The sequence below is a fragment of the Pseudomonas sp. FG98 genome, from assembly GCF_057808595.1.
This window is the reverse complement of sequence record NZ_JBMDIJ010000003.1, coordinates 131,963-152,461: the sequence shown is the minus strand read 5'-3', so window position 1 is coordinate 152,461 and position 20,499 is coordinate 131,963. Positions and strand designations below refer to the sequence as shown.

The window sequence follows — 20,499 nt, the reverse complement described above, 5'->3', positions numbered from 1 at the left end:
CTCAGGCAAACACCTGCAGGCTGCGCGGCGGCAGGGCCACCCAGATGTCCTGCGAACCCAGGCGCGGCATGGCTTCCGGGGCGACCTCGGCAAGCAGGGCATGACCGGGCAACTGGTGCAGTTCGAAGCTCATGCGGCAGCGGTTGCCGAGGAAGGTGATTTCCCGCAGGCGCGCCGGGAAAAGGTTTTCCTCATGGACGATCGGATTGACGCTGATCGACTCGGGGCGGCAGAACAGCCGGCCGCTGCCACCGGCCTTGGCCCCCGGCGCCAGGCGCAGGTTCAGGCCGCCGACCTGGGCATGGCTGTCGCTGCTGCGCTGGAACGGCAGCCAGTTGCCCTGGCCGATGAATTCGGCGACGAAGGGCGTGGCCGGACGGTCGTAGATTTCCTGGGCGGTGGCGTATTGCTCGACCTGGCCGTTGTTCATCACGGCAATGCGGTCGGCCATCAGCATGGCTTCGTCCTGGTTGTGGGTGACCATCAGGGTGGTGATGCCCAGTTGGCGCTGGAGCTGGCGCAGCTCGGTGCACAGATGCTCGCGGACGCGGGCATCGAGGGCCGACATCGGTTCGTCGAGCAGCAGCAGCGACGGCGCCGGCGCCAGGGCACGGGCCAGCGCCACGCGCTGTTGCTGGCCGCCGGAGAGCTGGCCGGGGTACTTCTTTTCGCTGCCGGTCAGGCCGACCAGTTCGAGCATCTGCCCGACCCGCTGGCGCACCTCGTTGCGACCGCTGCCGGCCAGGCCGTAGGCGATGTTGGCTTCGACGGTGAGGTTGGGAAACAGCGCGTAGGACTGGAACAGGATGCCGTAGTCACGGGCTTGTGGCGGCAGGGTGGAGATATCGCGGTCGCCGATCATCAGCTCGCCGCGGTCCTGGCGCTCCAGGCCGGCGATGCAGCGCAGCAGGGTGGTCTTGCCGCAGCCGGACGGGCCGAGCAGGCAGACCAGTTCACCGGCGGCGACGTCGAGGGAGACATCGTGCAGCGCGGTGAAGGCACCGAAGCGTTTGTTGATGCCGCGAACGCGCAACTCGGCGCCGGGGTTTGCAAGCGTGTTGTTCATGACAGGACCTCACCGAACGAATGAGGGTCATGCTAGGTACGCTTTGCGAAGGTTCTGTGGCTGTAGGGCAAAAGCTGCCGATAGTGGTATTGGCGGATTTTTGTTGCTGATCTTGAGGGCCTCATCGCTGGCAACGCCAGCTCCCACAGGTATCGAGTAGACCGCTGAACCTTGTGGGAGCCGGCGTTGCCGGCGATAGGGCCCTCAAGTCAGGAATCGATGGCCGACATCTCCTGGGCCAGCCCCAGGAATGCAGCCGGCAAGCGCGCCTGGCGCCTTTCCTTCAGGCAATACAGGTACTCATGCATCACCGGCGCCCCCTCCAGCCCCAGCACCCGCAGCTCCGGGTTATGCGGCACTTCATGCCGAGCAATGATGCTGATACCGATATTGCGCAGTACCGCCTCGCGGATCGACTCGCGGCTGCCGATCTCCAGCAGCGCACCGACCTTCACTCCAGCCTCTTCAAGCATCTGCTCGGTCAGCTTGCGGGTGGTCGAGCCCTGTTCGCGCATCAACAGGCAATGCCCGGCCAGCGCCGCCAGGGGCACCGACTCCCGCGAGGCCAGGGGATGACTGCGGTGCACCGCGACCACCAGCGGGTCGGTGCCGAGCACCCGGCGCACCAGGCGGCTGTCTTCGAGCAACTGCGAGGATGCCGCCACATCCACCCGGTATTCCTCCAGCAGTTCGAGAACCTGCTGCGAGTTGCCGATCTCCACCGACACCTCCACCTGCGGCAGGCGTTCGCGGAAGATCTTCACCAGGTCGAGGATGTAGTACGGCGCAGTCGCCGCCACCCGCAAGGCGCCCTGCTGCTGGCCACTGTTGCGCAGGAAGAACTCGATATCGGCCTCCTGCTGCAGCAGCGTGCGCACCATCGGCAGCAGCCGCGCGCCCTCCTCGCTCAGGGCCAGGCGCCGGCCACCACGGTAGAACAGCTCGACGCCGTAGTGGCTTTCCAGGTGGCGGATCTGCGTGGTGACCGTCGGCTGGCTGAGTCCGAGCTTCTTCGCGGCCAGGGTGATGCTGCCCAGGCGGGCCACCATGTAGAACGCCTTCAGCTCGGAACTCAGCATAAATCCTCTTATTTTCTTAGCAGGCGCAACCCGTTGAAGACCACCAGCAGGCTGACGCCCATATCGGCGAACACCGCCATCCACATGGTGGCCATGCCGGCAAAGGTGATCGCCAGGAAGATCGCCTTGATACCCAGGGCCAGAACGATGTTCTGCACCAGGATCGCTGCGCTTTGCCGCGAGAGCCTGACGAAGGCCGGGATTTTCCGCAAGTCGTCGTCCATCAGCGCGACATCGGCGGTCTCGATGGCGGTGTCGGTACCGGCTGCGGCCATGGCGAAGCCGATTTCGGCGCGGGCCAGGGCCGGGGCGTCGTTGATGCCGTCGCCGACCATGCCGACCCGATGGCCCTTGGCGTAGAGATCCTCGATGGCCGCCAGTTTGTCCGCCGGCAGAAGGTTGCCACGAGCCTCGTCGATGCCGACCTGGGTGGCGATGGCGTCGGCGGTGTGTGGGTTGTCACCGGTGAGCATGACGGTGCGGATGCCCAGTTGGTGCAGTTCGGCGATGGCCTCGCGGCTGGTCTGCTTGACCGTATCGGCCACGGCGAACAGGGCCAGCGGGCCGGAGCCGTCGAGCAGCACCACCACGGTCTTGCCCTGACGCTCCAGCGCGTCGAGTTTTTCCTCCAGCTGCGGCGAGCACAGGCCCAGTTCTTCCACCAGGCGATGGTTGCCGAGGTGGTAGAGCACGCCGTCCACCTCACCGCTGACGCCACGGCCCATCAGGGCCTGGAAGTTGCTCACCTCGTCCAGCGCCAGGCCGTCCGCCTCACCCTGGAGCGCAATGGCCATCGATACCGGGTGATCGGAGCGGGCGCCAAGGCTGGCGGCGATGCGCTGGGCGCGCTCGGCGAACAGCGGGTCGAGCACCTGGCGGTCGGTCTGTACCGGCTTGCCGTGGGTCAGGGTGCCGGTCTTGTCGAGGGCGATGAAGTCCAGCTTGCGCCCGCCTTCGAGGTACACGCCGCCCTTGATCAGGATGCCCTTGCGCGCCGCGGCGGCCAGGCCGCTGACGATGGTCACCGGAGTGGAGATCACCAGGGCGCACGGGCAGGCCACCACCAGCAGGACCAGCGCGCGGTAGATCCAGTCGAACCAGGCACCGGCCATGAACAGCGGCGGAATCACCGCCACCGCCAGGGCGAAGGCGAATACGGCGGGGGTGTAGATGCGCGAGAACTGGTCGACGAAGCGCTGGGTCGGCGCCCGGGCGCCCTGGGCTTCCTCGACCGCCTTGATGATCCGTGCCAGGGTCGATTGCCCGGCAGCGGCGGTGACCCGGTACTCCAGCGCACCGGACTGGTTGATGGTGCCGGCGAACACCTTGTCGCCCGGGCCCTTCTCCACCGGCAGGCTCTCGCCGGTGATCGGTGCCTGGTCGATGCTCGACTGGCCGCTGATCACTTCACCGTCGAGGCCGACGCGCTCGCCAGGCCGCAGGCGGACCAGAGCACCCAGCGCGACCTTGGTCACTTCCATCTCCAGCCACTGGCCATCGGCTTGCTGCACGGTGGCCATGTCCGGACTCAGTTGCATCAGGCCGCCAATGGCGTTGCGCGCGCGGTCCAGGGAACGGGCTTCGATCACCTCGGCGAGGGTGAACAGCACCATCACCATGGCCGCTTCCGGCCACTGGCCGATCAGCACCGCGCCGGTCACTGCGATGCTCATCAGCGCGTTGATGTTGAGGTTGCGGTTCTTCAGGGCGATCCAGCCTTTCTTGTAGGTGCCCAGACCGCAGCCGAGGATCGCCGCCAGGGCCAGCGCGGCGACCATCCACTCCGGCGCGGCAGCGGTGAAATGCACGATTTCCGCGGCCAGGGCGGCCACGCCGGACAGCGCCAGCGGCCACCAGGATTTCTTCGCCGGGGCCGGTTTGGCTTCAGCGGCTTCGTCGGTCAGCGGCTCGGCCTTCATGCCCAGCGAAGCGATCGCCTGCTCGATGCCCCGGGTATCGCCATGGGTGTGGCGCACGCCGAGGATGCGGTTGATCAGGTTGAATTCCAGTTGCTCGATGCCATCCTGCTTGCCCAGCTTGTTCTGGATCAGGGTCTGCTCGGTCGGACAGTCCATGGCCTCGATGCGGAAACGACTGAGCCGGGCGTCGCTGCTGGCCTTTTCGCTCAGTTGCACAAGGGCCGGCGCCTCGGTGGCGGAGCAGCAGGACGTGGCCTTGGGCGTGCAGCAGCTATCGTGCTTGCTATGGCCGTGATCGTGGTGCTTATGGAGGTGATCGTGATTGACAGGCTGGTTCATGGGGGTTCATCCCTAAAGGTCCTGTTGCCAAGTGAACACCCTGTAGCCACTATAGGGTCAAGCAACCTGTCGAGGTATTTGCAGATGAAGATCGGCGAACTGGCCAAGGCCACCGATTGTGCGGTGGAGACCATCCGTTACTACGAGCGGGAAAACCTGCTGCCCGAACCGGCCCGCAGCGAGGGCAACTACCGGGTCTACACCCAGGCCCATGTCGAGCGCCTGACCTTTATCCGCAACTGCCGGACGCTGGACATGACCCTGGAAGAAATCCGCAGCCTGCTGCGGCTACGGGACAGCCCGCAGGACCAGTGTGAAAGCGTCAATGCGCTGATCGACGAGCATATCGAGCACGTGCAGGCGCGGATTGACGGGCTGATGGCATTGCAAGGGCAACTGGTGGAGTTGCGCAGGCGCTGCAATGCCGGTGGGGAGCATTGCGCGATTCTGGAGAGGCTTGAGGTGAATGGGGCGGTTTCGGTGCCGGAGGCGGAGCATTCGCATGTAGGCAGGAGCCATGGGCATTGAGCTTTTACGCTTCTCCTGTCAGCCCGGTTGAAGGGTATAGACAGCCCTGCGCTTACCGTAGATCGCTATTTTTAGCACCTCGTTTCCAGAGCGCGCTACCTCAGCCAACTTGATGAGCTTGCTCATATTGTTGACGGTACTGGTCCTGGATTGGTGCTTGAACCTTTTGATCTCAGCAAGCGAGCAAGCACGATAAGCCGTTCCGACCAGGCCACTCTTTTCAAGCAGATCGATTTTCTCCGGCGATATCCAACTGATCAATTCTGTGAGCTTGCCGATCTTCTCATGCAGGTGAATTACCGCCTGCTGCTCATCTGTTACACCTGAGCGCTTCCAGGCTGGCTCGTGATGGAATATCCGATTGCGAAAGGTCCGGACGAGAGAAACACGATCCTTGCAGTGCCGGAGCATATTGGCACTTACAGGCCATTTGCCCCTGAAAACGCGGCCAAGGTTCTTCGGCCAGATCAGGTTATTACCCATGAATTCGTTATCGAGGATGAACTCCCAAGTGGAAAATTCAGCTTGCGCCACGATTTCCTGATGGTCAGGCGCTCCACTGGCGCCTGTCCTTTTCGCTTTCTCCCTGCTGGCGGCCCGGTAGGCCGACTGGAAGTTATTGCCCAGACACTCTACCGAATGCGGCAGTCTGATAGCTCCAGCCCTGAAACTCTTGTATTGCAGCTTGCCCTTTCTCCACCAGAATTTTCCCAGCTCAGCCGTCAGGGCGACATCAATGGCATTTCGAAGGGTGACTTCCGCTGCACAAAGCAAGGGATAGAGGGATGCACACACATGGGAGTTCCAGAGGTAAGCGCCAACCAACTCCATGTCGTTGGTGGCGGAAAAGACTCTGCTGTAACTGGCAATCCTGTGCGAACTGATCAGTTGCTCGATCAGCTCAGGCCTGTACTGGATGGAGTGTGGCATGCTGGGTTTCCCCTCGAGCGAGGCTGTTGACGTGGGTATCAACCGCTCGTAGCATGATCCACTGGTTGGCACTGAGCTCCAATGGGCGAAAGCTTACGACTCTTTGCAAAGACCACGAAACACCCACCCCGACCTAGAGTCGGGGTTTTCGTTTCTGCACCCTGCGCGCCCGTTAATACCTGATGGGACAGCATCCTGTTGCCCCATCAGGCCGCAGCCTCAAACAGCCATCGGCGCCGTCATCGGCGGATGGTGCTCGTAGCCTTCCAGGCTGAAGTCGCTCGGCTCGATCTTTTCCAGCCACTCCGGCTCGTACTTGCCGGTTTTGGCAAACTCCGGCACCCGATCGGAAATCACCAGCTTCGGCGCTTCCAGCGGCTCGCGACGCAGTTGCTCGTTGAGCATGTCCAGGTGGTTTTCGTACACGTGGGCATCGCCGATGAAGTAGGTGAACCAGCGCGGGGTGTAGCCGGTCAGGCGGCCGATCAGCGACAGCAGCGCGGCGCCTTCGGTGAGGTTGAACGGCGTGCCCAGGCCCAGGTCGTTGGAGCGGATGTAGAGAGTCAGGGAGATCTCTTTGGTCTGGGTGTTGGGGTGGAACTGGTACAGCAGGTGGCATGGCGGCAGGGCCATTTCGTCCAGCTGTGCGCAGTTCCAGCCGTGGAACAGGATGCGCCGGCTGTTGGGGTCGTTGACGATGGTGTCGACGCACTGGCGGATCTGGTCGATGGCCTTGTACAGCACGACGAAGGCTTCACCGTCTTCCTCGGCCTCGGCGATCTTCACGAAACCGTTCTTCTGCGCCAGCTCGATGGCGGCGGCATTGCTCAGCGGAATGCGCTTGTAGGCCGGCCATTGGCGCCATTGCACGCCGTAGATTTCGCCGAGGTCGTCAGGCCCCTGGCGGAACGGGCTGGCCAGCCATTGGGCGTTTTCGTTGGCGTTCTGGTCCCAGACCTTGCAGCCCAGCTCGCGGAACTCGGCGGCGTTCTTCACGCCGCGCAGGAAACCGACCATCTCGCCGATGGCCGACTTGAACGCCAGCTTGCGCGTGGTGATGGCCGGGAAGCCCTTCTGCAGGTCGAAACGCAGCATGGCGCCCGGCAGGGCGATGGTGCGCACGCCGGTGCGGTTTTCCTGAAGGGTGCCGTTCTCGATAACGTCGCGGACCAGGTCCAGATACTGTTTCATAGCGTTCCTGTAACGAAGACGGCAGGGGATCGCCCCTGCCGTGGAAAATCAGACCGCGGGTTTCACCGTCGGCTTGCGATTATAGGCCCACCAGATCAGGGCAAGGCCGCCGACGATCATCGGGACACAAAGAATCTGACCCATGGTCAGCCAGCCCCAGGCCAGGTAGCCGAGCTGGGCGTCCGGAACGCGGACGAATTCGACGATGAAGCGGAAGATCCCGTAGAACAGGGCGAACATGCCGGAGACCGCCATGGTCGGCCGCGGCTTGCGCGAGTAGAGCCAGAGGATCAGGAACAGCGCCACGCCTTCCAGGGCGAACTGGTACAGCTGCGACGGGTGGCGGGGCAACTGCGCCGGGTCGCTGAACGGCGGAAAGACCATGGCCCACGGCACATCAGTGGCCTTGCCCCACAATTCGGCGTTGATGAAGTTGCCGATACGCCCGGCGCCCAGACCGATCGGCACCATCGGCGCGACGAAGTCCATCAGTTCGAAGAAGGTCTTGTTGTTGCGCTTGCCGAACCACACCGCCGCCAGCATCACGCCGATAAACCCGCCGTGGAACGACATGCCGCCCTTCCACACTTCGAAAATCAGGGTCGGGTTGGCCAGGTAGGCGCTCAGGTCGTAGAACAGCACGTAGCCGAGCCGTCCGCCGACGATCACCCCCATGGACAGCCAGAACACCAGGTCCGAGAGTTTTTCCCGGGTCCAGGTCGGGTCGAAGCGGTTGAGCCGGCGCGAGGCCAGCAGCCAGGCGCCACCGATACCGACCAGGTACATCAGGCCATACCAATGGATTTTCAGCGGCCCGATGGCCAGTGCCACGGGATCGATCTGCGGGTAAGGCAGCATGGTGACTCCTCTCGTTAAAGCAAAAAGCTCAGGCCGACGCAGAACAGCAGCGCGGCGAACAGGCGCTTGAGCAGGCGCGGCGACAGTTTATGCGCCAGGCGCGCGCCGAAGCGGGCGAAAAACATGCTGGTAACGGCAATGCCGATCATCGCCGGCAGGTAGACGAAGCCCAGGCTGTGCGGCGGCAGGTGTTCCTCGTGCCAGCCCAGCAGCATGAAACTCACGGCGCTGACCAGGGCGATCGGCAGCCCGCAAGCCGACGAGGTCGCCACCGCCTGCTGCATCGGCAGGCTGCGCCAGGTCAGGAACGGCACGGTCAGCGAACCGCCGCCGATGCCGAAGATCGCCGAGGCCCAGCCGACCACGCTTCCGGCAGCGGTCAAACCGGCCTTGCCGGGAATACCGCGGCTGGCCTTGGGCCGAAGGTCGAGGGCCATCTGCACGGAGATCACCAGGGCGAATACGCCGATGATCTTTTGCAGGTGCGGACCCTGGATCAGCGAGGCGGTCTTGGCCCCGATACCGGCGCCAATGAGGATGCCCAAGGTCATCCAGGCGAAGATCGGCCACTGCACCGCGCCCTTGCGATGGTGCTCGCGAACGGCGTTGATCGAGGTGAAGACGATGGTCGCCAGCGACGTGCCGACTGCCAGGTGGGTCAACACTGAGGCATCGAAGCCTTGCAGGGTGAAGCTGAACACCAGCACCGGCACGATGATGATGCCGCCACCGACGCCGAACAGCCCGGCCAGTACGCCCGCGCAAGCGCCCAGTAGCAGATAGAGCACGAATTCCATTGTTGCCCCCGGAAAATTCAGTCCGGCATGGTAACGGAAGGCAGGCCCTTGCCTCTACTCATGGCAGATGAAGACCTTGTCAGTCTCGTCTGCTGTAGAGTGAGGCACCACCGACAAGACAACGGGAAACACGATGTGCCTGATCGTTTTCGCCTGGCGCCCGGGGCATGCCCGGCCGCTGATCGTCGCGGCCAACCGTGACGAATTCTACGCCCGCCCGACCCAGGCCCTGGCAGCCTGGGAGGAAGCCCCCGGAGTGCATGCCGGGCGCGACCTGGAAGCCGGCGGAACCTGGCTGGGCCTGGGGCCGCAGGGCAAATTCGCTGCGCTGACCAATATCCGCAACCCCGGACAGCCGCTGGGTAGCCGTTCGCGTGGCGAACTGGTGGCGGGGTTTCTGCGCGGGGCGCTGTCGGTCGAGGCTTATCTGGGCAAGGTGGCGGACGAGGCCCGGCATTACTCGGGTTTCAATCTGCTGGTGGGCGACGGGCGCCAACTGGGCTACCTGCATGGCGGCGATGCCGCGCCACGGCTGCTGGAGGCCGGGGTGTACGGGCTGTCCAACGCGGCGCTGGATACACCGTGGCCGAAGCTGGTCAAGGCGCGGGAGGGATTACGGGCGCGGCTGGATGATCCCGATCCGCTGAAGCTGTTCGAGTTGCTGGGGGACAACGACCCGGCAGCGGACAATGCGCTGCCGGATACCGGCGTCGGGCTGGCGACCGAGCGCTTGCTGTCCAGCGTGTTCATTGCCAGTCAGAACTATGGGACGCGGGCGAGTACCGTGCTGATCGTCGAGGCGGATGGGCGGCGTAGGCTGGTGGAAAGGAGTTTCGGGCCGTTTGGGGGGCATCTGGGAGAGGTCGAGCTGTTGCTGTGAAGCTGAGGGCCTCATCGCGGGCAACGCCCGCTCCCACACTATCCGCAGCGACCCGGATCCTGTGGGAGCCGGCGTTGCCGGCGATGAAGCCCTTGAGAGCAATACGGATCAGTGCGGATTGATCATCCGCCCCAAGCCCAGGTTCTTCAGGGCCAGATGCAAGGTGCTGTGGATAACCTGCGGGTTGTCGATTTCCATCACCTGGGCAAGCATCTCCTTCGATTTGCCCATGCTGATCTGGCGCAGCATCCATTTCACCTTCGGCAGGTTGGTGGCGTTCATCGACAGGCTGTCGAAGCCCATCGCCATCAGCAGCACCGCCGCCGCCGGATCACCGGCCATTTCGCCACAGATACTCACCGGCTTGCCTTCGGCATGGGCCGCGGTGACTACATGCTGCAGGGCCTGGAGCACCGCCGGGTGCAGGTAGTCGTAGAGATCGGCGACCCGCGGGTTGTTGCGGTCCACCGCCAGCAGGTACTGGGTCAGGTCGTTGGAGCCGACCGAGAGGAAGTCCACCTGACGCGCCAGCTCCTTGGTCTGGTAGACGGCAGCGGGAATCTCCACCATCACCCCCACCGGTGGCATCGGCACGTCGGTGCCTTCGTCGCGCACTTCGCCCCAGGCCCGGTGGATCAGGTGCAGGGCTTCTTCGAGTTCGTGGATGCCGGAGATCATCGGCAGCAGGATGCGCAGGTTGTTCAGGCCTTCGCTGGCCTTGAGCATGGCGCGGGTCTGGACCAGGAAGATTTCCGGGTGGTCGAGGGTGACGCGGATGCCGCGCCAGCCGAGGAACGGGTTGTCTTCCTTGATCGGGAAGTAGGACAGCGCCTTGTCACCGCCGATATCCAGGCTGCGCATGGTCACTGGCAGTGGATGGAAGGCGGCCAGCTGTTCGCGGTAGATCGCCAGCTGTTCCTTCTCGCTGGGGAAGCGCTGGTTGATCATGAATGGTACTTCGGTGCGGTACAGGCCCACACCCTCGGCGCCTCGCTGCTGCGCCCGCGCCACATCGGCGAGCAGACCGGTGTTGACCCACAGCGGCATGCGGTGGCCATCGGTGGTTTCGCAGGGCAGTTCGCGCAGCGCGTCGAGGCCCTTGGCCAGCTCACGCTCCTCGGCGACCACATCGGCGTATTGCTTGCGCAACACGTCGCTGGGGTTGGTGAAGACGTCGCCCTTGTAGCCGTCGACGATCATCTGGATGCCGTCGACCTTGGAGTACGGCAGGTCGACCAGGCCCATCACCGTGGGAATGCCCATGGCCCGGGCGAGGATCGCCACGTGGGAGTTGCCCGAACCCAGCACCGAAACCAGACCCGCCAGCTTGCCTTCCGGCACTTCGCCGAGCATGGCCGGGGTCAGTTCTTCACTGACCAGGATGGTGTTGTCGGGGTAGACCAGCGACAGCTGGCGGGCTTCCTGGAGGTAGGCCAGCAGGCGCCGGCCGAGGTCCTTGACGTCGGAGGCACGCTCGCGCAGGTAGGCGTCGTCCATCAGTTCGAAGCGATTGACGTGCTCGCCAACCACCTGGCGCAAGGCACCCTGGGCCCACTGGCCGGTCTTGATGACCTCGACCACCTCGCCGCCCAGGGCCGCGTCGTCGAGCATCATCAGGTAGACGTCGAACAACGCCCGCTCTTCCGGGCGCAACTGGGTTGCCAGCTTGGCCGAGAGGGTGCGCATGTCGCTGCGCACGCCTTCGAGGGCATTGTTGAAGAGTTTCAGTTCGGCATCGATGTCGGTGACGGTCTTGTCCGGCACCACGTCGAGATCGGCAGGCGGCAGCATGACCACCGCAGTACCCACGGCAGCCCCCGGCGAGCCGGGCACGCCGACGAACTTGGCTTCCTGGATACCCTTGCCCTGGCGGCCCAGGCCACGGATCGAACCGGTCGCCTCGGCATGGGCGATAACCCCGGCGAGCTGGGCGCTCATGGTGACGAGGAAGGCTTCCTCGCCCTCGTCGAACTGACGGCGCTCCTTCTGCTGGATCACCAGGACCCCGACCACACGCCGGTGGTGGATGATCGGTGCGCCGAGGAAGGAGGCGAAACGCTCTTCACCGGTCTCGGCGAAGTAGCGGTAACGCGGGTGGTCGGCGGCGTTTTCCAGGTTCAGCGGTTCTTCCCGGGTGCCGACCAGGCCGACCAGGCCCTCGTTCGGCGCCATGCTGACCTTGCCGATGGAGCGCTTGTTCAGGCCCTCGGTGGCCATCAGGACGAAACGGTTGGTTTCCGGGTCGAGCAGGTAGACCGAGCAGACCTGACTGCCCATGGCCTCTTTGACGCGCAAGACAATGATCCCCAACGCCGTCTTGAGATCCTTGGCGGAGTTAACTTCCTGGACGATCTTGCGCAGCGTATTGAGCATGGCTCGGGGTCGAACTCCGTCGTCAGTCGCGCGCCAGAAGGCGCGGGGCAAGCTCTTTGAGCGCGCGGCGGTACACTTCGCGCTTGAATGTCACCACCTGGCCCAGCGGGTACCAATAGCTGACCCAACGCCAGCCATCGAACTCCGGTTTGCCGGTGAGATCCATCCGTACCCGCTGCTCGTTGGAGACCAGGCGCAGCAGGAACCACTTCTGTTTCTGGCCGATGCATAGCGGTTGGCTATGGGTACGGACCAGACGTTGGGGTAAACGATAACGCAACCAGCCACGAGTACAGGCAAGAATTTCCACGTCCTGACGTTCGAGGCCTACTTCTTCATTCAACTCGCGGTACAGAGCATCTTCCGGTGTCTCGTCGGGGTTGATTCCCCCTTGTGGAAACTGCCAGGCATCCTGGTTGATTCGCCGGGCCCATAGCACCTGCCCAAGATCATTCGTCAGAATGATCCCGACATTGGGGCGAAAACCATCGGGGTCGATCACGGCAGCAACCTCGCAAACGCATGTCGCCGCATTGTTCCACAAAGCCTGCAACGCCAGCAACGCGCCCGCCATACCTTATGTGCAGCGTTGTGAAAAGTCCGTATTCTGTGGGACTTTTCAGATGTTATGCGAGTGACTCTTCAATGCGCCTGGCTTTATTCGATCTGGACAACACCCTCCTCGGCGGCGACAGCGACCACGCATGGGGCGACTACCTGTGCGCCCGTGGCATCCTCGACCCGGTCGAGTACCAGAACCGCAACGACGCCTTCTACCAGGACTACCTGGCCGGCAAGCTGGATCTGCAGGCCTACCTGAACTTCAGCCTGGAAATCCTCGCCACCACCGAGATGGCCCAGCTCGACGAATGGCATGCCGACTTCATGCGCGACTGCGTCGAGCCGATCATCCAGCCCAAGGCCCTGGCCCTGCTGAAGAAGCACCGCGACGCCGGCGACAAGCTGGTCATCATCACCGCCACCAACCGCTTCATCACCGGCCCGATCGCCAAGCGCCTGGAAGTGGAGACCCTGCTCGCCACCGAATGCGAGATGGTCGATGGCCGCTTCACCGGCCGCAGCACCGACGTACCGTGCTTCCGCGAAGGCAAGGTGACCCGCCTGCGCCGCTGGCTGGAAGAAAATGGCCTGAATCTGGAAGGCAGCCATTTCTACAGCGACTCGCTGAACGACCTGCCGCTGCTAGAGGAAGTGGACAACCCGGTGGCGGTCGATCCGGACCCGAACCTGCGCGCCGAAGCCGAGAAACGCGGCTGGCCGGTCATCAGCCTGCGCGATTGAGGTAGCCCGTCAGACCGGCTTGGCACCCATCAGGCCGGCGATGGCGATAAAACAGATGCCGCTGAACAGCGCCAGGGCCAGGGTGAACTGCGGTTTGCCCACGCCCGGGGCGCTGCGCAGGCGGTTGACCCGGGCCAGCAACCAGAGCCAGGCCAGCATGCCGAAGGTGTACAGCAGGCTCGAACCCAGCACCCAGGTCTGCCCCAGCGGCCAGCCCACCAGGTGGACCAGCCACCAGCCGGTGAACGGCAGACTCGCCAGGCAGATACCCATCAACAGCCAGAGAAAGCCCTGCGGACGCGCCAGCAGTCGCCCGTAGACCGCCGCATCGCCCGCGCGCCGGGCTCTCCAGGTCCATACCGCCAGCCCCAGCGCGCTGCCCAGCAGCAGCACGATGGCCAACACGTGGGCGGTTTTCAGGGCGGTCAGCGATTCCATGGGGGCGATTTCCTCGGGGCGTTGCTCAAAGCGTAGCCGCTTAGCCGAGGAACAGCCGGTACGCCGGGTTGTCGGTTTCGTCCCAGTACGGATAGCCGATCTTGGCCAGCGCCGCCGGCACCAGGTGGCGCTCGTCCTCCGGCACCTGCAGGCCCGCCACCACGCGACCATCCGCCGCACCATGGTTGCGGTAATGGAACATCGAGATATTCCAGCGCCCGCCCAGCTTGTTGAGGAAGTTGAACAGCGCGCCCGGACGCTCGGGGAACTCGAAGCGCAGGACCATTTCGTCGCTGACCCCGGCGGCATGGCCGCCGACCATATGACGGATATGCAGCTTGGCCAGTTCGTTGTCGGTCAGGTCGGTGACCGGGAAGCCCTTGTCGGTCAGGTGCTGGATCAGCGCGCTGCGCGGATCGGTCTCCGGGTGGGTCTGCACGCCAACGAAGATGTGCGCCTCGCTGCCGGTGTGGAAGCGGTAGTTGAATTCGGTGATCTGACGCTTGCCGATGGCCTCGCAGAAGGCCTTGAAGCTGCCCGGCTGCTCGGGAATGGTCACCGCGATGATGGCTTCGCGCCCCTCGCCCAGCTCGGCGCGCTCGGCGACATGGCGCAGGCGGTCGAAGTTGACGTTGGCGCCGGAGTCGATGGCCACCAGGGTCTGCCCGGCGATGCCGTGCTGCTCCACGTACTTCTTGATCCCGGCCACGCCCAGGGCGCCGGCCGGCTCGGTGATCGAACGGGTGTCGTCGTAGATGTCCTTGATCGCCGCGCAGATCTCGTCGGTGCTGACGGTGACCACCTCGTCGACGTGTTCCTTGCAGATATCGAAGGTGTGCTGGCCGATCTGCGCCACCGCAACGCCATCGGCGAACAGCCCGACCTGCGGCAGGACCACGCGCTCGCCGGCGGCCATGGCGGCCTGCAGGCAGTTGGAGTCGTCCGGCTCAACGCCGATGATGCGGATCTCCGGACGCAGGTATTTGACGTAGGCGGCGATCCCGGCAATCAGCCCGCCGCCGCCGACCGGCACGAAGATGGCGTCGAGGCGGCCCGGGTGCTGGCGCAGGATCTCCATGGCCACGGTGCCCTGGCCGGCGATGGTATGCGGGTCATCGTAGGGGTGGACGTAGACCAGGCCCTTTTCCTCGACCAGCTTCAGCGAGTGGGCCAGCGCCTCGGGGAAGGAATCACCATGCAGCACCACCTTGCCGCCCCGGGAGCGTACGCCCTCGACCTTGATTTCCGGGGTGGTGCGCGGCATCACGATGGTCGCCTTCACGCCCATTTCCCGCGCCGCCAGGGCCAGGCCCTGGGCATGGTTGCCCGCCGACGCGGTCACCACGCCACGGGCGCGCTCTTCGTCGCTCAACTGCGCCAGCTTGTTGTAGGCGCCGCGGATCTTGAAGGAAAACACCGGCTGCAGGTCTTCGCGCTTGAGCAGCACGTTGTTGCCGAGGCGCTTGCTCAGCTGGCCGGCGGCTTGCAGGGGGGTTTCCACGGCGACGTCATAAACGCGCGAGGTGAGGATCTTCTTGACGTACTGTTCGAGCATCGGGAAAGCATCACGGGCGGCTGGACGGGGGATCGGAGTCTACCCCAGCGCCTTGTCGGGCGACCACAGCAAACCCGGGGTTTTAGCCGCTATAATGCCCGGCTTCACGATACTCCCCCGCTTCGGAGCCCGCATGACCCAGGACCAACTCAAACAGGCCGTCGCCCAGGCCGCCGTCGATTTCATTCTGCCCAAGCTGGACGACAAGAGCATCGTCGGCGTCGGCACCGGCTCGACCGCCAACTGCTTCATCGACGCCCTGGCCCAGCACAAGACCGCCTTCGACGGCGCAGTGGCCAGCTCCGAAGCCACCGCCGCACGCCTGAAGGGCCATGGCATCCCGGTCTACGAGCTGAACACCGTGAGCGAGCTGGAGTTCTACGTCGACGGCGCCGACGAGAGCGACGAACACCTGAACCTGATCAAGGGCGGCGGCGCGGCCCTGACCCGCGAGAAGATCGTTGCGGCAGTGGCCAAGACCTTCATCTGCATCGCCGACGCCAGCAAGCTGGTACCGGTGCTGGGCGCCTTCCCGCTGCCGGTGGAAGTGATCCCGATGGCCCGCAGCCATGTGGCGCGCCAACTGGTGAAGCTGGGCGGCGACCCGGTGTATCGCGAGGGTGTGGTGACCGATAACGGCAACATCATCATCGACGTGCACAACCTGCAGATCACCAACCCGGTGGAACTGGAAGCGCAGATCAACGCGATTGTCGGCGTGGTCACCAACGGCCTGTTCGCGGCGCGTCCGGCGGATCTGCTGCTGCTGGGAACTGCCGAGGGCGTGAAGACCCTCAAGGCCTGAGGATCTTCGCTGTTGCTGCTGGCCCTATCGCTGGCAATGCCAGCTCCCACTAGGATCGCGTGCACCGCTGAATCTGTGGGAGCTGGCATTGCCAGCGATAGGGCCAACAGGTCACTCCGCTGGCTTGCGGAACACATAGAACAGGTTCGGCTCACTCACCAGATACAGCGTCCCGTCGTTATCCATGGCGATCCCCTCCGCCTGCGGCACGCTCTGGCTCAAGCCCTGGAAGCCCTTGCGCAGCGACATGCTGGCCAGCGGCTTGCCCTTCACGTCCAGCTCCAGCACCAGCTTCGACTCATCCGACAGCGCCAGCAGGTGCCCGCTGCGTTCATCGAACTGCAGGCTCGACAGGTCACGCACGAACAGCCGCGAATCGCGCTTGCGGTCCTGCACCACATGCACCGCGTAAGGCTGCTGCGGGTTGTCATGGGGGAAGCCATGCACCTCGTAGATCAGCATCGGATCCCGCTCCTTGGCCACGAACAGGCGCTTGCCCTGCTGGTCGTAGGCCAGCCCTTCGAAGCCCTTGTTGCCATTCAGACCGATGCCCAGGCTCAGTTGCTCGGCATCCTTGGCATCGAGGAACGGCGTGTCGTTGTCCAGGCGCACGCGGATCAGCCGCTGCTGACGCTCGTCGGTGATCACGTAGCTGTCGCGCCCCACATACTCAACCGCCTCCGGATCACCGAAACCGGTCAGCGGCACCCGGCGCAGGATCTTGCCTTCCAGCGACAGCTCGATCAGCTCGGGATTCGCGTTGGTCACGGTAAACAGGCTGTTGCGGTCGGGGTCGTAGGTCAGCGCCGACAGATCGTCTGTCAGACCCTCGATGGGACGGGCTTCGATCACCACCCGGTAGCGATCCAGGCCGATGCTCTGCTCGGCCGGCTGCATCCAGGTTTTCAGGTTGAACCAGCCGCGTTCGAACAGGCGGTAGTGCTGCCCTGCATACGCCAGGACGGCCAGCAGGACTACGAACAGTGCAAGGAGGGGAAGGCGCAGGCGCATCGGCAAGGACTCAGGCGGGGAAACGAAACGGCCTGAATCTAACCATAGCCAGCTGAAGCAAAGCTTAATGCCACTATCAGAAAAATCTTACTTTTTGCGGAAGCGATAGAAGAAGTTCGGCTCGCTGACCATATACAGGGTGCCCGCTTCATCCATGGCCACGCCTTCAGCGCGCGGGATGCGCTTTTTCAGGCCATTGAAGCCGCCCTGCAGGGTCATGAAGCTGACCTGCTCACCGTTCTCGTCCAGCTCCAGCAGCATGTTGGAGTCCGCCGACAGCACCAGCAGATGACCGGTGCGCGGATCGACGCCAAGGGCGGACAGGTTGCGCAGGTCCAGATCATCGTTGGTCAGCTCCTGCTTGGTGCCGGTCAGCGACGAGCGGCCATCGGTGCGCCAGCTGAACAGCTTCGGCGGGCGCTCCTCGCCCAGGATCAGCCGCTGCTGCGCCGGGTCCCAGGCGATGCCTTCGAAGCCCTTGTTCTGGTTGTCCGAGGGACCGAGATCGTACTGCGGGAAGTCCTTGATGTTCAGCGCGGTGGTGGTGTCGTCGAGGCTGACCAGAGTCAGGGTGTGCTGGCGCTCGTCGGTAATCGCCAGGCGGCCATCGGCAAGTACCGCCACGCCTTCGGGGTTGGACCAACCCACCAGCGGCAGCTTGCGCAGGACATCGCCATCGAGGCTCAACTCCACCAGGAAGGGATTCTTGCCCATCACCGCAAACAGGGTCTTGCGCTGGGGATCGTAGGAAAGGTCGGAGGCCTCGTCATCCTCCATGCCCGGCAGCACCTTGGCGTCGATATCGACGAGATAATCCGGCAACCAGACACTGGCCTTCTGCGCCACCTGGCTTTCGAAGCTCTCCTTCAGCCACAGCAGGCCGCGGTCGTCCCAATGCATGGCGATGGCCACGCCGTAACCGATCACGGCAGCGGTCGCCAGCCAGGTGGACCAGCGCAGGGCGATAGGGCGTTTGCGCGCAGGCGACAAGGGGGCGCCAGAAGAGCCAGAAGTGAGGGTGGCCATTGGAGAATTCCTGTTGTTGTACCCAGCTGACGGACGCAGCCGTAGGACCGGAGAGGAATTATCCAGATGATTTGTGAAAAAAACGGTAAAAGCCGACGAAACGATTGACAGTGGGGCAGCCGTTGCGGCTGCCCCATTTTGGGCTCAGAGCACCTTGCTTTCGAAGCGGCTCGCGCCCGGCAGCTCCAGCACCAGCTCATCGCCCGGATTCAACGGGCCGACGCCCACCGGCGTACCGGTAAGGATCACGTCGCCTGCCTGCAGGGAGAACTGCGAGGCCATGTGCTGGATCATAGGCACGATGGGGTTGAGCATCAGCGCGCTGTTACCGTCCTGGCGCACTTCGCCGTTGATGATCAGGCGGATGCCGATATCGGCCAGGTCTTCGAAGGTGCTGCCGACCACGAACGGCGGCAGGACGCAGGCACCGTCGAAGCACTTGGCGCGTTCCCACGGCAGGCCTTTTTCCTTGAGTTGCGCCTGCAGGTCACGCAGGGTCAGGTCCAGGGCCGGGGCGAAGCCGGAAATGGCGTCCAGCACCTCTTCCTCGGACGGCTTCGGCGACAGCGACTTGCCCAGCAGCACGGCGATTTCCGCCTCGTAATGCACCGAACCGCGCTCGGCCGGGATGGCAAAGCCGCCTTCCAGCGGCACCACGCAACTGCCCGGCTTGATGAACAGCAGGGGTTCGGTGGGGATAGGGTTGTCCAGTTCCTTGGCGTGTTCGGCGTAGTTGCGCCCGATGCACACCACCTTGCCCAGCGGGAAGTGGATGCGCGTTCCGTCTACATATTGGTGCTGATAGCTCATTGCCGACTCCTGGAGCACTGGTTGAACGTGGCGGTGGGTCACTCGGGGGCGAAGATCTTGCCCGGGTTCATGATCCCGTTGGGGTCGAACACCGCCTTGACTGCCTTCATATATGCAATTTCCGCCGCCGAGCGGCTGTAGGCAAGGTAGTCGCGCTTGGTCATGCCGACGCCATGCTCGGCGGAAATCGAACCGTTGTACTTCTCGACCACTTCGAACACCTGCTTGTTGACCACGGCGCACTTGGCGAAGAACTCGTCCTTGCCCATGTCGTCCGGCTTGAGGATGTTCAGGTGCAGGTTGCCATCACCGATATGGCCATACCAGACCACGATGAAGTCCGGATAGCTGGTGCTGACGATCACGTCGATATCGCGCAGGAAAGCCGGGACCTTGGCCACGGTGACGGAAATGTCGTTCTTGTACGGAGTCCAGTGCGAGATGGTTTCCGACAGGTATTCGCGAAGTTTCCACAGATTGCGCAGTTGCTGCTCGCTCTGGCTCATCACCCCGTCCAGCACCCAGCCCTGCTCCACGCAGTGCTCGAACAGCGCCAGGGCGTCATTGGCGACATCCTCGGTGGTGGCCTCGAACTCCAGCAGCGCATAGAACGGGCACTCGGTGGCGAACGGTGCGGGCACATCGCCGCGGTCGAGGATCTTGGCCAGGCCCTTGTCGGAGAAGAACTCGAAGGCAGTCAGGTCCAGCTTGCTCTGGAAGGCGTGGAGCACCGGCATGATCGAGTCGAAATCCGGTGTACCGAGGACCATCGCGGTGAGGTTCTTCGGCGCGCGGTCCAGGCGCATGGTCGCTTCGACGACGAAGCCCAGGGTGCCTTCGGCGCCGATGAACAGCTGGCGCAGGTCGTAACCGGTGGCGTTCTTGATCAGGTCCTTGTTCAATTCCAGCAGTTCGCCCTTGCCGGTGACCACCTTGAGCCCGGCCACCCAGTTGCGGGTCATGCCATAGCGAATGACCTTGATCCCGCCGGCATTGGTACCGATATTGCCGCCAATCTGGCTGGATCCGGACGAAGCGAAGTCCACCGGGTAGTACAGGCCCTGTTCTTCGGCAAACGCCTGCAATTGCGCGGTGATCACCCCCGGCTGGCACACCACGGTGCGGTCGAAGGCGTTGAAATCGAGAATGCGGTTCATGTAGTCGAAGGACACCACCACTTCGCCATTGGCGGCCACAGCCGCGGCGGAGAGGCCGGTGCGCCCGCCCGAAGGCACCAGGGCGACCTTGTGCCGGTTGGCCCAGTGGACGATGGCCTGGACCTGTTCGATGGTCTTGGGGAAGACGATGGCAGACGGCGCGGGCGGGAAGTGCTTGGTCCAGTCCTTGCCCCAGGTATCGAGGGAAGCGGGGTCGGTCAGGACCTTGCCAGGCTCGACAAGGGTCATCAGTTCAGCAAGCAGAACAGGATCGGTCATCTGACGGAACTCTCGAACTATTCATGGTCACCCTGAGCACACTTCAAGTGCCGGGGATGGTCTGAGCGCGGCGTCGGTATGCTAGCATACGCCCCCCGCTGATCGTGCTTCCCTGCCGATTCTGCGACAGCTTCACTTCCCTGCCATTTTTCTCCG

General features: G+C 63.8%; 19 protein-coding genes. 4 read left to right on the top strand and 15 right to left on the bottom strand.

Features of this window, described 5'->3' with window-relative positions:
- Position 1 precedes the first annotated feature (1 nt).
- The 3 genes from ACODSK_RS03615 to ACODSK_RS03605 all read right to left on the bottom strand — a co-directional run bounded on the left by ACODSK_RS03615 (position 2) and on the right by ACODSK_RS03605 (position 4,403).
- Positions 2-1,066, bottom strand: a complete 1,065-nt coding sequence (locus tag ACODSK_RS03615) for a putative 2-aminoethylphosphonate ABC transporter ATP-binding protein (RefSeq protein ID WP_489013951.1) — start codon at positions 1,064-1,066, stop codon at positions 2-4.
- A gap of 209 nt (positions 1,067-1,275) precedes the next feature.
- The gene (locus ACODSK_RS03610; RefSeq protein ID WP_489013949.1) at positions 1,276-2,145 is read right to left on the bottom strand and encodes a LysR family transcriptional regulator; all 870 of its coding nucleotides are present in this window, start codon (positions 2,143-2,145) and stop codon (positions 1,276-1,278) included.
- A gap of 8 nt (positions 2,146-2,153) precedes the next feature.
- Positions 2,154-4,403: a heavy metal translocating P-type ATPase gene (locus tag ACODSK_RS03605; protein ID WP_489013947.1), complete on the bottom strand. Its 2,250-nt coding sequence runs from the start codon at positions 4,401-4,403 to the stop codon at positions 2,154-2,156.
- 84 nt (positions 4,404-4,487) lie between these two features.
- On the opposite strand from ACODSK_RS03605, the gene cadR reads away from it, so the two are divergent.
- Complete coding sequence (gene cadR, locus ACODSK_RS03600; protein WP_489013945.1) at positions 4,488-4,931, top strand: Cd(II)/Pb(II)-responsive transcriptional regulator; 444 nt, start codon at positions 4,488-4,490, stop codon at positions 4,929-4,931.
- Between the two features lie 18 nt (positions 4,932-4,949).
- On the opposite strand, the gene ACODSK_RS03595 is transcribed toward cadR, so the two are convergent.
- The 4 genes from ACODSK_RS03595 to ACODSK_RS03580 all read right to left on the bottom strand — a co-directional run bounded on the left by ACODSK_RS03595 (position 4,950) and on the right by ACODSK_RS03580 (position 8,707).
- Entirely contained in the window at positions 4,950-5,861 is a 912-nt protein-coding gene (locus ACODSK_RS03595; protein ID WP_489013944.1) for a CAAX protease, read from the bottom strand.
- Between the two features lie 219 nt (positions 5,862-6,080).
- Positions 6,081-7,052 carry a thymidylate synthase gene (locus ACODSK_RS03590; RefSeq protein ID WP_489013942.1) on the bottom strand — a complete coding sequence of 324 codons (972 nt, stop codon included), beginning with the start codon at positions 7,050-7,052 and terminating at the stop codon, positions 6,081-6,083.
- Between the two features lie 48 nt (positions 7,053-7,100).
- Positions 7,101-7,910: a prolipoprotein diacylglyceryl transferase gene (gene lgt / locus ACODSK_RS03585; protein WP_489013940.1), complete on the bottom strand. Its 810-nt coding sequence runs from the start codon at positions 7,908-7,910 to the stop codon at positions 7,101-7,103.
- 14 nt (positions 7,911-7,924) lie between these two features.
- Positions 7,925-8,707, bottom strand: coding sequence for a sulfite exporter TauE/SafE family protein (locus ACODSK_RS03580; RefSeq protein WP_489013938.1), 783 nt, complete (start codon positions 8,705-8,707; stop codon positions 7,925-7,927).
- 133 nt (positions 8,708-8,840) lie between these two features.
- Between ACODSK_RS03580 and ACODSK_RS03575 the strand changes: the two genes are divergently transcribed.
- Positions 8,841-9,587 (top strand): NRDE family protein, encoded by a 747-nt coding sequence (locus ACODSK_RS03575; protein WP_489013936.1) that lies wholly within the window; start codon positions 8,841-8,843, stop codon positions 9,585-9,587.
- Positions 9,588-9,695: 108 nt separating this feature from the next.
- Here ACODSK_RS03575 and ptsP read toward each other — a convergent pair whose 3' ends face one another.
- Both ptsP and ACODSK_RS03565 read right to left on the bottom strand, forming a co-directional pair.
- Positions 9,696-11,960, bottom strand: a complete 2,265-nt coding sequence (gene ptsP, locus ACODSK_RS03570) for a phosphoenolpyruvate--protein phosphotransferase (protein ID WP_489013934.1) — start codon at positions 11,958-11,960, stop codon at positions 9,696-9,698.
- Between the two features lie 22 nt (positions 11,961-11,982).
- Positions 11,983-12,462 carry an RNA pyrophosphohydrolase gene (locus ACODSK_RS03565; RefSeq protein ID WP_009396722.1) on the bottom strand — a complete coding sequence of 160 codons (480 nt, stop codon included), beginning with the start codon at positions 12,460-12,462 and terminating at the stop codon, positions 11,983-11,985.
- A gap of 143 nt (positions 12,463-12,605) precedes the next feature.
- On the opposite strand from ACODSK_RS03565, the gene ACODSK_RS03560 reads away from it, so the two are divergent.
- Positions 12,606-13,262 carry a histidinol-phosphatase gene (locus tag ACODSK_RS03560; RefSeq protein WP_489013932.1) on the top strand — a complete coding sequence of 219 codons (657 nt, stop codon included), beginning with the start codon at positions 12,606-12,608 and terminating at the stop codon, positions 13,260-13,262.
- 9 nt (positions 13,263-13,271) lie between these two features.
- Here the strand turns inward: ACODSK_RS03560 and ACODSK_RS03555 are convergent, their stop codons facing one another.
- Positions 13,272-13,700 (bottom strand): DUF2269 family protein, encoded by a 429-nt coding sequence (locus tag ACODSK_RS03555; protein WP_489013931.1) that lies wholly within the window; start codon positions 13,698-13,700, stop codon positions 13,272-13,274.
- Positions 13,701-13,740: 40 nt separating this feature from the next.
- The gene (ilvA, locus tag ACODSK_RS03550; RefSeq protein WP_489013929.1) at positions 13,741-15,255 is read right to left on the bottom strand and encodes a threonine ammonia-lyase, biosynthetic; all 1,515 of its coding nucleotides are present in this window, start codon (positions 15,253-15,255) and stop codon (positions 13,741-13,743) included.
- A 133-nt stretch (positions 15,256-15,388) separates the two neighbouring features.
- Between ilvA and rpiA the strand changes: the two genes are divergently transcribed.
- Positions 15,389-16,060, top strand: coding sequence for a ribose-5-phosphate isomerase RpiA (gene rpiA, locus ACODSK_RS03545; RefSeq protein WP_489013927.1), 672 nt, complete (start codon positions 15,389-15,391; stop codon positions 16,058-16,060).
- Positions 16,061-16,171: 111 nt separating this feature from the next.
- Here the strand turns inward: rpiA and ACODSK_RS03540 are convergent, their stop codons facing one another.
- From ACODSK_RS03540 to ACODSK_RS03525, 4 genes are all read right to left on the bottom strand, one after another.
- Positions 16,172-17,071: an SdiA-regulated domain-containing protein gene (locus ACODSK_RS03540; RefSeq protein WP_489013926.1), complete on the bottom strand. Its 900-nt coding sequence runs from the start codon at positions 17,069-17,071 to the stop codon at positions 16,172-16,174.
- A gap of 87 nt (positions 17,072-17,158) precedes the next feature.
- Positions 17,159-18,097 carry an SdiA-regulated domain-containing protein gene (locus tag ACODSK_RS03535; RefSeq protein WP_489013924.1) on the bottom strand — a complete coding sequence of 313 codons (939 nt, stop codon included), beginning with the start codon at positions 18,095-18,097 and terminating at the stop codon, positions 17,159-17,161.
- Positions 18,098-18,241: 144 nt separating this feature from the next.
- Positions 18,242-18,907, bottom strand: a complete 666-nt coding sequence (locus tag ACODSK_RS03530; protein ID WP_489013922.1) for a fumarylacetoacetate hydrolase family protein — start codon at positions 18,905-18,907, stop codon at positions 18,242-18,244.
- A gap of 38 nt (positions 18,908-18,945) precedes the next feature.
- Positions 18,946-20,343 (bottom strand): FAD-binding oxidoreductase, encoded by a 1,398-nt coding sequence (locus ACODSK_RS03525; RefSeq protein WP_489013921.1) that lies wholly within the window; start codon positions 20,341-20,343, stop codon positions 18,946-18,948.
- Between the last annotated feature and the right edge of the window lie 156 nt (positions 20,344-20,499).

Excerpts from the sequence above, each read along its gene's own strand:
- ACODSK_RS03615 (WP_489013951.1), bottom strand. The coding sequence starts at position 1,066 with ATGAACAACACGCTTGCAAACCCCGGCGCCGAGTTGCGCGTTCGCGGC.
- ACODSK_RS03610 (WP_489013949.1), bottom strand. The coding sequence starts at position 2,145 with ATGCTGAGTTCCGAGCTGAAGGCGTTCTACATGGTGGCCCGCCTGGGC.
- ACODSK_RS03605 (WP_489013947.1), bottom strand. The coding sequence starts at position 4,403 with ATGAACCAGCCTGTCAATCACGATCACCTCCATAAGCACCACGATCAC.
- cadR (WP_489013945.1), top strand. The coding sequence starts at position 4,488 with ATGAAGATCGGCGAACTGGCCAAGGCCACCGATTGTGCGGTGGAGACC.
- ACODSK_RS03595 (WP_489013944.1), bottom strand. The coding sequence starts at position 5,861 with ATGCCACACTCCATCCAGTACAGGCCTGAGCTGATCGAGCAACTGATC.
- ACODSK_RS03590 (WP_489013942.1), bottom strand. The coding sequence starts at position 7,052 with ATGAAACAGTATCTGGACCTGGTCCGCGACGTTATCGAGAACGGCACC.
- lgt (WP_489013940.1), bottom strand. The coding sequence starts at position 7,910 with ATGCTGCCTTACCCGCAGATCGATCCCGTGGCACTGGCCATCGGGCCG.
- ACODSK_RS03580 (WP_489013938.1), bottom strand. The coding sequence starts at position 8,707 with ATGGAATTCGTGCTCTATCTGCTACTGGGCGCTTGCGCGGGCGTACTG.
- ACODSK_RS03575 (WP_489013936.1), top strand. The coding sequence starts at position 8,841 with ATGTGCCTGATCGTTTTCGCCTGGCGCCCGGGGCATGCCCGGCCGCTG.
- ptsP (WP_489013934.1), bottom strand. The coding sequence starts at position 11,960 with ATGCTCAATACGCTGCGCAAGATCGTCCAGGAAGTTAACTCCGCCAAG.
- ACODSK_RS03560 (WP_489013932.1), top strand. The coding sequence starts at position 12,606 with ATGCGCCTGGCTTTATTCGATCTGGACAACACCCTCCTCGGCGGCGAC.
- ACODSK_RS03555 (WP_489013931.1), bottom strand. The coding sequence starts at position 13,700 with ATGGAATCGCTGACCGCCCTGAAAACCGCCCACGTGTTGGCCATCGTG.
- ilvA (WP_489013929.1), bottom strand. The coding sequence starts at position 15,255 with ATGCTCGAACAGTACGTCAAGAAGATCCTCACCTCGCGCGTTTATGAC.
- rpiA (WP_489013927.1), top strand. The coding sequence starts at position 15,389 with ATGACCCAGGACCAACTCAAACAGGCCGTCGCCCAGGCCGCCGTCGAT.
- ACODSK_RS03540 (WP_489013926.1), bottom strand. The coding sequence starts at position 17,071 with ATGCGCCTGCGCCTTCCCCTCCTTGCACTGTTCGTAGTCCTGCTGGCC.
- ACODSK_RS03535 (WP_489013924.1), bottom strand. The coding sequence starts at position 18,097 with ATGGCCACCCTCACTTCTGGCTCTTCTGGCGCCCCCTTGTCGCCTGCG.
- ACODSK_RS03530 (WP_489013922.1), bottom strand. The coding sequence starts at position 18,907 with ATGAGCTATCAGCACCAATATGTAGACGGAACGCGCATCCACTTCCCG.
- ACODSK_RS03525 (WP_489013921.1), bottom strand. The coding sequence starts at position 20,343 with ATGACCGATCCTGTTCTGCTTGCTGAACTGATGACCCTTGTCGAGCCT.